Genomic DNA, 9,786 nt, shown 5'->3' on the forward strand with positions numbered 1-9,786 from the left:
CGCAGGCGCGACCGGCGTCCAAGACACTTAACGCGTGACGGCCGGTCCTCGCGCGCAGCCGCTACCGTGCAACGCGGCAACATAGCTGTTGATTTTGGAGCACAGCTGCCTAGGCTCCCGACGCAATGGCGTTGCTTGCGCATCCAGCGTTCCGGCATCCGGCTCTGGGCCGGATTCGGGCCGCCCTTCAGTCCCGCGTCGTGCTCGGTGTCGGCTACAGCGTCGCCGCGGGCCTGACGGGCCTGGCGATCCTGCTCGCCGCGTCGCCGCCCGCCAAGGGGCCGCTCGGGCCGGCCAGCCAACTCATCCTGACGGTCCTCGGCTTCAACCTGGTCCTGATCCTGGGCCTGATCGCGGCCGTTTCGCTGCGGATCCTGGAACTCCTAAGGGCGCGGTCGCATGACGCGGGCGCGCGCCTCCACGTGCGCTTTGTGCGCCTCTTCGCGCTGGCGGCCCTGGTGCCGGCGCTGGTGGTCTTCATCTTCTCCGGCGTCCTGGTCAGCCAGGGCGTCGACAAGTGGTTCAGCGAGCGGGTCCAGACCGTCGTGGAGAATTCCGCGACGGTGTTCCGGTCGTATATCGAGGAGCAGACCCGCGACACGGCCGACCGCGTCACCTCCATGGCCCAGGACCTCAATCGCGAGGCCGCGGGGCTGCAGGGCCAGCCGGGCGCCTTCGACCGGGCGCTGTCGGCGCTGGCGTCCTACCACGGGTTTCCGGCGCTCTATCTGGTGTCGCGCGACGGCAAGGTGATCGCCCGCGCCGAGGCGGCGGATGCGCCGGCGTTCGAGAGCCTGCCCGGCACCTCGTTCGCCGCGGCGGACCGGGGCGAGATCTTCGTCCGCGCCGACAACGTGATCCGGGCGCTCTATCGCCTTCCGGACTACGAAGAGGTCTATCTCTACGCCGTCCGTCCGCTCGAACAGGGCGTGGTGGCCAACCTGCGTGACGCCGAGAGCGCGCTGGTGTCTTACCGCGAGATCGGGGAGAGCCGGGCCCGGGTGCAGACCATCTTCGCGCTCAGCTACGCCGAAACAGCCCTTCTGGTCCTGGTGGGCGCGGTCTGGCTGGGGCTGACGGCGGCCAACGCCATCTCGGCGCCGGTCGCGCGCCTGGTCCAGGCGGCGGGGCGCGTGGCGGGCGGCGACCTCAGCGCGCGCGTCGACGCCGATGGAGATCCTGACGAGATCGCAGTATTGTCTCGTGCATTCAATAGCATGACGCACGATCTTCAGGCGCAGCAGGAAGCCCTGCGTCGGGCCGGCGAGGAGGCCGAGGAGCGTCGGCAGTTCATCGAAACGGTGCTGGCCGAAGTGAGCGCGGGCGTGATCGGCCTGGACGCCGATGGCCGCATCTCCGTGGCCAACCGGCAGGCCGAGGTCCTGCTGGCCCTCCCGCGCGGCCAGGGGCGCGGCGGCAAGCTGTCCGACGTCGTTCCGGAGTTCGCCGAGCTGGCGGCCGCCGGACGGAGCGGCGAGGCCGAGGAGGAGATCGATGTGGCCCGCGGGCGCGACAATCGCCGCCTGAGGGTCCGCGCCAGCCAGAGCGAAGGCGGCCTGGTCCTGACCTTCGACGACGTCACCCGGCTGGTGGCGGCGCAGCGGAACGCGGCCTGGCGCGATGTCGCGCGGCGCATCGCCCACGAGATCAAGAACCCGCTCACCCCGATCCAGCTTTCGGCGGAGCGCCTGCGCCGCAAGTACCGCAAGGACATCGCCCCGTCCGAGCTGGAGATCTTCGACCGCTGCACCGACACCATCGTGCGCCAGGTGGGCGACATCGGCCGCATGGTGGACGAGTTCTCGGCCTTCGCCCGGATGCCGGCGCCGAAGTTCGCCAAGCTGGAGGCCGGCGAGTTGCTGCGCGCCGCCGTCTTCGCCCAGCGCGTGGCCAGCCCGGACTTCGCGGTCGAGCTCGAAGAGCCGAAGGCCGACGCCATGCTCTATGCGGATGGTCGGATGATCGGCCAGGCGCTCACCAACGTCCTCAAGAACGCGGCCGAGGCCGTCGAGGCCCGCCGGGCCAAGTCGCCGCGCCTGAAGGGCCGGATCACCGCCCGGCTGGTCGTCGAGGACGCCTCGGTTGCCATCGAGGTCGAGGATAACGGCGTGGGGCTGCCCGCCAAGGATCGCGACAGGCTGACCGAACCCTATGTGACCACCCGCGAGAAGGGCACGGGCCTCGGCCTCGCCATCGTGAAGCGGATTCTGGAAGACCACGGCGGCGAGCTGGAGCTGGCCGACGCGCGGAGCGGGCAGGGGGCCCTGGCGATTCTTCGCCTGCCGGCGGCCCCGGCCCCGCGCGCTGCGAAACCCACCGCGGCCGTTGCGGCCAAATGAGGATGGACTGATGGCGGCTGACGTTCTGGTGGTCGACGACGAGGCGGACATCCGCGAGCTGGTCGCGGGGATCCTGACCGACGAAGGCTATGACGTTCGCACGGCGACCGACTCCGAGAGCGCGCTCGCCGAGGTGCGGGCGCGCAAGCCGGCGCTGCTGATCCTGGACATCTGGATGCAGGGCGGCGGCATGGACGGCCTGGAGCTGCTGGACATGGTCAAGGCGCTGGACCCGGACCTCCCGGTGATCATGATCTCGGGCCACGGGAACATCGAGACCGCCGTCAGTTCGATCAAGCGCGGCGCCTACGAGTTCCTGGAAAAGCCGTTCAAGTCGGACCGTCTGCTCCTGGTGGTCGAACGCGCTCTGGAGACCACTAACCTGCGGCGGGAAAACCGCCGGCTGCGGGCCCAGACGATCCAGCCCGAGGGGCTTCTGGGCAAGTCGATGGCCGCCCAGCAGCTGCGCCAGATGATCGCCAAGCTGGCCGGCGCCAACAGCCGCGTCCTGATCTCTGGCCCCCCCGGCTCCGGCAAGGAGACCGTGGCCCGGCTGATCCACGACGCCAGCCATCGTTCGCGCAACGAATTCGTGCCGATCAGCGCCGCGGGCATGACGCCGGAGCGCATGGACGTCGAGCTGTTTGGCGAGGAGGGGGCCAACGGGCGCACCGCCAAGATCGGCGTCTTCGAGCGGGCTCACGGCGGCACGCTCTATCTGGACGAGGCGGCGGACATGCCGCGGGAGACCCAGGGGCGGATCCTGCGCGTGCTGGTCGAGCAGCGGTTCCGGCGGGTGGGCGGAGACGCCGACGTGCAGGTGGACGTGCGCGTGATCTCTTCGACCTCCAAGGACCTTCGGGAGGAGATCGCGGCGGGGCGCTTCCGCGAGGACCTCTTCCACCGCCTCAACGTGGTTCCGGTGAACGTCCCAGGCCTCAGCGAGCGGCGCGAGGACATCCCTGAGCTCGTGGAGGACTTCATCAACCGGATCTGCGAGGCCTCCGGCCTGCCCCGCCGCAAGCTGTCGGATGACGCCCTGGCCATGCTCCAGGTCCGCGCCTGGCCGGGCAACCTGCGCCAGCTGCGGAACAACGTGGAGCGGATGCTGATCCTGGCCTCGGGTGCGCCCGCCGACCCGATCACCGCGGACATGCTGCCGGCCGAGGCCTCGGTGAACGACCAGACCACCTCGCTGGGCGCAGAGCGGATCATCGCCCTGCCGCTGCGCGAGGCGCGCGAGGTGTTCGAACGCGAGTACCTGAACGCCCAGATGCTGCGCTTCTCGGGCAATATCTCGCGCACGGCGGCCTTCATCGGCATGGAGCGTTCGGCGCTGCACCGCAAGCTGAAGTCCCTGGGCCTGTCGGGCGCCCGGTCGCTGGAAGCCGAGGAGGCCTAGGAGTTGGGGCGCATCGCCTATGTGAACGGCCGCTACGTCCATCAGGCGGAGGCCGTCGTCCATATCGAGGACCGCGGTTATCAGTTCGCCGACGCGGTCTATGAGGTCTGGGCCCTGTTCGGCGGCAAGCTGGCCGACCCCGAGGGGCACTTCGCCCGGCTGGAACGCAGCCTGTCGGAGCTGCGGATCCCCATGCCCATGACCCGCGCGGCGCTGACGACGGTGCTTCGCGAGACCGTGCGGCGAAACCGGGTCCGCGAAGGGCTGGTCTATCTCCAGGTCAGCCGGGGCGTCGCGCCGCGCGACCACGCCTTTCCGGCGGGTGGCGTCACGCCGGCCGTCGTGGTGACGGTCAGCCGCGTCGATCGGGACGCCACCGAGGCGCGCGCCGCGAAGGGCGTTTCGGTCGTCACCACGCCCGAGAACCGCTGGGGCCGGTGCGACATCAAGACGGTGGGCCTGTTGCCGAACGCCCTGGCCAAGCAGAAGGCCCGGGAGGTCGGCGCCGTCGAAGCCTGGTTCGTGGACGACCTGGGGCTGGTGACCGAAGGGGCCTCGTCCAATGCCTGGATCGTGGACGGCGACGGGATCCTGCGCACCCGCGACACCAACGCCAACATCCTGCGCGGCGTGACCCGCCTCTCGCTCATGGACGTGGCGCGCGAGGCGGGGCTGAAGGTCGAGGAGCGGCCCTTCACGCCCGACGAGGCGCGGGCCGCAAAGGAGGCGTTCATCACCGGCGCCGGCAGCCTGGTGCTGCCCGTGGTGGCGGTCGACGGCAAGCCCGTGGGCGACGGCGCGCCAGGACCTGTGGCGTTGAAGCTCCGACGCCTCTATATCGAGCGCGCGAAGGCTTCGGCGATCTGACGTCAGCCTGCGATTGCAACGGCCGCGGTTTGCGGCTTAGCGTGACCTTGTGTGTGGGCGGATCTTCCGCCCGATCAAAACGAAAAGGCGGAAAGCCGTGAGCGACAAGAAACAGAACCTGCAGGACACCTTCCTCAACAGCGTGCGGAAGTCCAAGACCCCGCTCACCATCTTCCTGGTGAACGGCGTCAAACTGCAGGGCGTGGTCAGCTGGTTCGACAATTTCTGCGTCCTGCTGCGCCGGGACGGCCAGTCCCAGCTGGTCTACAAGCACGCCATTTCCACCATCATGCCGGCTCAGCCCGTTCAGCTCTACGAACCGGCTGACGACGAGGGCGATTGAGCTCCACCAAATCCGTAGACCGTGAGGCGCCCGTCCAGGGCGCGTTGGTGATCCATCCCGACCGGGAGGGGCGCGATGGCGCGCGCCACCCGCAGGCGCGGCTGGAGGAGGCCGCCGGCCTCGCGCTCGCCCTCGACCTCGAGGTGCGCGAGACCATGATCGTGGGCCTTCGCAAGCTCACGCCCGCCACCCTGTTCGGCAAGGGCAAGGTGGAGGAGATCCGGGTTCTGGTGGAGGTCGAAGAGCTGGACGTCGTCGTCATCGACGACGCCCTGACGCCCGTCCAGCAGCGGAACCTGGAGAAGGCCTGGGGCGCCAAGGTCATCGACCGCACGGGACTGATCCTGGAGATCTTCGCCCGCCGCGCCCGCACGCGGGAAGGCCGTCTGCAGGTCGAGCTGGCGCGACTGACCTACGAGCGGTCGCGCCTCGTCCGCACCTGGACGCACCTGGAGCGCCAGCGCGGCGGCTTCGGCGTGATGGGCGGCCCGGGCGAAACCCAGATCGAGACCGACCGGCGGCTGATCGCCGAGAAGATCGGCAAGCTGAAGCGCGAACTGGAGGAGGTGCGGCGCACCCGCACCTTGCAGCGTTCGGCGCGCCGGCGCGTGCCGTTCCCGAGCGTGGCGCTGGTGGGCTACACCAACGCCGGCAAGTCGACGCTGTTCAACCGGCTCACCAACGCCGAGGTGGTGGCCCAGGACATGCTGTTCGCGACCCTGGATCCGACCCTGCGTTCGCTGAAGCTGCCCGACGGCCGCCCCGCGATCCTCAGCGACACCGTCGGCTTCATCTCGGACCTGCCGCACGAGCTGGTGGAGGCGTTCCGCGCCACGCTGGAGGAGGTCCGCGAGGCCGACGTGGTGCTGCATGTCCGCGACATCGCCAGCGACGAGACCAAGGCCCAGGCCGCCGACGTGCGCGCGGTGCTGAGCCGCCTGGGTGTGGACATGGACGAGCGGCGGATCCTGGAGGTCTGGAACAAGGCCGACCTGCTGCCGGCCGAGGCGCGGGACGAGGCGATCAGCGACGCCCGGCGCGCCACCCCGCCCGCCGTGCTGGTGTCCGCGGTGACCGGCGAAGGCTGCGAAGCCCTTCTGGCCGCCGTCGCCGGCCTCGTCGACGAGGCGCCGCCCGTGGACGTGTACATGCCGGCCGGGGAGGGCGCCGCCATCGCCTGGCTCTATCGCCATGGCCGGGTCATCGAGCGGAACGAGGACAAGGACGGCTCGGTGCGCCTCTCCGTAAGCCTGACGCCGCAGGCCATGGGTCAGTTCGAGCAGCTGTTCCCGCAGGCCGAGATCCGCGCAAGCTGACGGCGGGCTCGTCGCACTTTCCCGCGCGTTCGTCGCATCCGCATGGTCACATTCGCCTGGGGCGCGAACAGAGATGGCTCCGGCCCCGGGGAGGCGTGGTGACTTCGAATTCCAGATGGAGCTTCACCGCCCTGGCGGTCGTCTTCGCGCTCCTGCTGTGGTCGCTGGCCTTCGCCTGCTACATCGCGCCCGGCATCGCGACGGGGCGCCAGCGCGACCAGGACACCCTCTACCTGATTGTCACCGTCGCCCTGGGGTTCGTGTTCTCCTGCGGCTTCTGCCGGATGGTGACGGGGCCGCTTCGATCCTTCTCCGGCCGTTCGCGCATGGGCGTCGCGGCCGCGGTGCTGGCGGCGCTCATCCTGGCGCATGCCATGATCGACCTCATGATGATCGAACACTACCTGAAGGCGAAGGTGGTGCTGCCTGACGAGGCGCGTGTCAGCGGGCAGGGGCTGTTGTTCCTGAACAACCTGCTCATGCTCTCGCCGGTGTATCTGATGTACGCCGTCGGGCTTGGCTTCGGACTGTCGATGCGGGCCATCCATGAGCGGGAGCGCCGCCTGGCCGCCGCCCTGGCCGAGGCCCAGACGGCGCAGCTTGCGATGCTGCGGCTACAGATCAACCCGCACTTTCTGTTCAACAGCCTGAATGCCGTCATGTCGCTGGTCGGGTCCGGCCGGAACCGGGACGCCGAGGTCGTGGTCTCCCGGCTCGCCGAGTTCTTCCGGGCGACGCTGGCCAGCGAGCCGAACGCCATGACCAGCCTGGAGGACGAACTGGACGTCCTGGGGGCCTATCTGGAGATCGAGGCCGCGCGCTTCGGCGACCGCTTGCGGGTCGCCATCGATCTGCCCGACAGCCTGGCCGACGCGAGCGTGCCGCACTTCCTGCTCCAACCCATCGTCGAGAACGCGATCAAGCATGGCGTCGCGCCGAGCAAGCGGCCGGTCACGCTGTCGGTGTCGGCCACTGCGCCGGGCGGCCGCCTCAGGCTGATGGTCGAGGACGACGGCGCCGGCGGCGCGCCTGGAGCCGCGGGGGAAGGCGTCGGGCTGAGGAACGTCGCTGCGCGGCTGAGGGCGCACTACGGCGCCGGCGCGACACTCCGCTCGGAGCGGCTTACGCGAGGTTTCCGGGTCGAGCTGGACTTGCCGCTGGCCTTCGTCTCGGAGCGGCGCTGATGCGGGTCTTCCTCGTCGACGACGAGCCGCTTGCTCTCGACTGGCTGCGATCCTGTCTGCGCCGGCTGGGGGGCGTCGAGGTCGTCGGCGAGGCGGCCGACGGCGACGCGGCGCTGGCGGCCATCAAGGCGGCGACGCCGGACGTCGTGCTCCTGGATATCCAGATGCCGGGGCGTTCCGGCGTCGAGGTGGCGCGCGTGCTCGCCGGCAGCCCGCGGCCTGAGGTGGTGTTCGTCACCGCCTTCTCGCACTGGGCCGCCCAGGCCTTCGAACTGGACGCGGCGGACTACCTGCTGAAGCCGGTCCGGCCCGACCGGCTGGAGGAGGCCATCAGCCGGGCCCGGCGGCGCCTTTCCGGCCCGCCCAAGTGCGCGACACCCGCCGCCAGTTTCGAATCGGGGTTCTGGATCCGGCAGCGCGAGGGGCTGGTCCGCGTGCAGACGGCAGACATACGCCGGATCGAAGCGGACAAGGACTATGCCCTCATCCACACGCATCTGCGCACGCACATCCTGCGCACGACGATGCGCGAGCTCGAGGCCAAGCTGGATCCGCGGGAGATCGTTCGCGTCCATCGCAGCGCCTTCGTGCGCCTGTCGGCCGTCGCCCGTGTCGAGCGGGGGCGGCGCAGTATGATGCGGCTCCACACCGAGGATGGCGCAGTTGTCGACGTGGGAGCGAGCTACACGCGGAAGGTGGCCGCGGCCCTCGGACTGCCCCACGTGGACCTGGACGACGAATAGCTCGCCTCTGACGCGAAGCCGTGCAGCTTCGTCGCAGCGCCAGTCGGCCCTCGTCTCCATCGCTTTGCCCGTCGATGGCGCAGCCGCGATGGGGACGGCCTCGACCAAGGAGGCATGAATGAAAACGATCATCGGTGCAGTGACGCTCGCCGCCGCAACGCTTTCCGCCGGCGCCGCAGACGCCGCAAGGATGGTGGCTCCCGTCAGCGTCAGCGTGGCAAGCGGCGGCACGGCCGGCAGCTTCTGGACCGTCGACAACGTCATCGATCAGTCCGGACTGCTGCAGTACTACGAGCCGGGCGTGACGGACTTCGAGGACTACGTCGCTGGCGACCCGCGTCACAACGACTCGATCAACACCCGATGGCTCAGCGATGAAAATATCACGTCCGCGAAGCTCGTCTTCGACTTCGGCGCCGACGTGACCCTGAGCGCCTTCGCGTTCTGGGATGACTTCAGCACGTCCAACTCGACCTTTCGCTTCACCTCGCTCGATGGTCTGACGACCTTTGCGGAGGTGGCCGTGGCCGATCCGAACCAGCGCGGAGTCGGCGCCCAGGCGTTCCGCCTGCCGTCGATCACGACCCGATATCTCACCCTCGAAATCCTGGGTTGCAACCCGACGCCGTCGGGCACCCTTCGCGGCGGCTGCGGCCTGCAGGAGATCGCGTTCGCCGAGGCCCCCGCCGGGGTTCCGGAGCCTGCCACCTGGGCGATGATGATCCTGGGCTTCGGCGCGGCGGGGACCGTTCTGCGCCGACGGAAGCTCTGCGCGGCGGCCTAGCGTCGCTCCGCGGCCTTGGCCTCGTCCCAGAGGCCGTCCATCTCGGCGAGGTCGGACTGGTCGGGCGTCTTGCCCCGCTCGGCCAGTCGCGCCTCGACGTACTGAAAGCGCCGCACGAACTTGGCGTTGGTGTAGCGGATGGCGTCTTCGGGATCGATGTCGAGGGTGCGGGCGAGATTGGCCACGACGAACAGCACGTCGCCGAGCTCCTCGCGCACCTTGTCGAGATCGCCGGCCTCGACCTCGTCGAGCATCTCGCCCACCTCCTCGTGCAGCTTGCGGACCACGTCCTGCACCGTCGGCCAGACGAAGCCCACCGTGGCGGCGCGCTTTGAGAGCTTCACGGCCCGGGTGAGCCCCGGAAGGCCCACGGGCACGTCGGCCAGCAGCCCGGCAGGCTGTCCGTCGGCTTTTCCCTCGCGCTCGGCGGCCTTGAGCTGTTCCCAGCCCTGCTTCTGGTGGGCGAGCGAGGCGTAGGTCTCGTCCCCGAACACATGTGGGTGGCGACGGATCATCTTGTCGTTGATCGCGCGGGCCACATCGTCGAAGGCGAAGGCCCCCTGTTCCTCGGCCATGCGCGAATGGAACACGACCTGCAGCAGGAGGTCGCCCAGTTCGTCCTTCAGGTCGCCGAGGTCGTTCCGCTCGATGGCGTCGACGACCTCGTAAGCCTCCTCCACGGTGTAGGGCGCGATGGTGGCGAAGGTCTGCTCCAGGTCCCAGGGGCAGCCGTCCTTCGGATCTCGCAGTCGGGCCATGATCGCCAGCAGCCGGTCGATCGGCGCCAGGTCGGCGGGCGGGGCAGGGC

General features: G+C 69.6%; 9 protein-coding genes. 8 read left to right on the top strand and 1 reads right to left on the bottom strand.

All coding sequences use genetic code 11. The features are described 5' to 3' along the window. The first annotated feature begins 125 nt into the window (after nucleotides 1-125). From AX721_RS07885 to AX721_RS07920, 8 genes are all read left to right on the top strand, one after another. The gene (locus AX721_RS07885; RefSeq protein ID WP_082765369.1) at nucleotides 126-2,339 is read left to right on the top strand and encodes a PAS domain-containing sensor histidine kinase; all 2,214 of its coding nucleotides are present in this window, start codon (nucleotides 126-128) and stop codon (nucleotides 2,337-2,339) included. 10 nt (nucleotides 2,340-2,349) lie between these two features. After that, complete coding sequence (locus tag AX721_RS07890; protein ID WP_068875466.1) at nucleotides 2,350-3,741, top strand: sigma-54 dependent transcriptional regulator; 1,392 nt, start codon at nucleotides 2,350-2,352, stop codon at nucleotides 3,739-3,741. Between the two features lie 3 nt (nucleotides 3,742-3,744). Next, nucleotides 3,745-4,608 (top strand): D-amino-acid transaminase, encoded by an 864-nt coding sequence (locus tag AX721_RS07895; RefSeq protein ID WP_068875467.1) that lies wholly within the window; start codon nucleotides 3,745-3,747, stop codon nucleotides 4,606-4,608. Between the two features lie 97 nt (nucleotides 4,609-4,705). After that, on the top strand, nucleotides 4,706-4,951 hold the full coding sequence (gene hfq, locus AX721_RS07900; protein ID WP_068875468.1) for an RNA chaperone Hfq: 246 nt from the start codon (nucleotides 4,706-4,708) through the stop codon (nucleotides 4,949-4,951). Next, a complete protein-coding gene (hflX, locus tag AX721_RS07905; RefSeq protein ID WP_231733205.1) occupies nucleotides 4,948-6,267 on the top strand; it encodes a GTPase HflX in 1,320 nt (439 codons plus the stop codon). Before hfq ends, hflX begins: the two co-directional genes overlap by 4 nt. Nucleotides 6,268-6,365: 98 nt before the next feature. Next, nucleotides 6,366-7,451 (top strand): sensor histidine kinase, encoded by a 1,086-nt coding sequence (locus AX721_RS07910; protein ID WP_068875469.1) that lies wholly within the window; start codon nucleotides 6,366-6,368, stop codon nucleotides 7,449-7,451. Continuing rightward, on the top strand, nucleotides 7,451-8,194 hold the full coding sequence (locus AX721_RS07915; RefSeq protein ID WP_068875470.1) for a LytTR family DNA-binding domain-containing protein: 744 nt from the start codon (nucleotides 7,451-7,453) through the stop codon (nucleotides 8,192-8,194). Before AX721_RS07910 ends, AX721_RS07915 begins: the two co-directional genes overlap by 1 nt. A 118-nt stretch (nucleotides 8,195-8,312) precedes the next feature. After that, nucleotides 8,313-8,978: a PEPxxWA-CTERM sorting domain-containing protein gene (locus AX721_RS07920; protein WP_068875471.1), complete on the top strand. Its 666-nt coding sequence runs from the start codon at nucleotides 8,313-8,315 to the stop codon at nucleotides 8,976-8,978. On the opposite strand, the gene mazG is transcribed toward AX721_RS07920, so the two are convergent. After that, on the bottom strand, nucleotides 8,975-9,786 hold an 812-nt coding region (mazG, locus tag AX721_RS07925; RefSeq protein WP_369807895.1), incomplete at its 5' end, for a nucleoside triphosphate pyrophosphohydrolase. The two genes, AX721_RS07920 and mazG, sit on opposite strands and share 4 nt — an antisense overlap.

The sequence above is a fragment of the Phenylobacterium sp. CCH9-H3 genome (assembly GCF_001557235.1).
GTDB lineage: Bacteria > Pseudomonadota > Alphaproteobacteria > Caulobacterales > Caulobacteraceae > Phenylobacterium.

Bases quoted from the DNA above. Each gene is read 5' to 3' on its own strand.
- AX721_RS07885 (WP_082765369.1), top strand. From the start codon at position 126: ATGGCGTTGCTTGCGCATCCAGCGTTCCGGCATCCGGCTCTGGGCCGG.
- AX721_RS07890 (WP_068875466.1), top strand. From the start codon at position 2,350: ATGGCGGCTGACGTTCTGGTGGTCGACGACGAGGCGGACATCCGCGAG.
- AX721_RS07915 (WP_068875470.1), top strand. From the start codon at position 7,451: ATGCGGGTCTTCCTCGTCGACGACGAGCCGCTTGCTCTCGACTGGCTG.
- AX721_RS07920 (WP_068875471.1), top strand. From the start codon at position 8,313: ATGAAAACGATCATCGGTGCAGTGACGCTCGCCGCCGCAACGCTTTCC.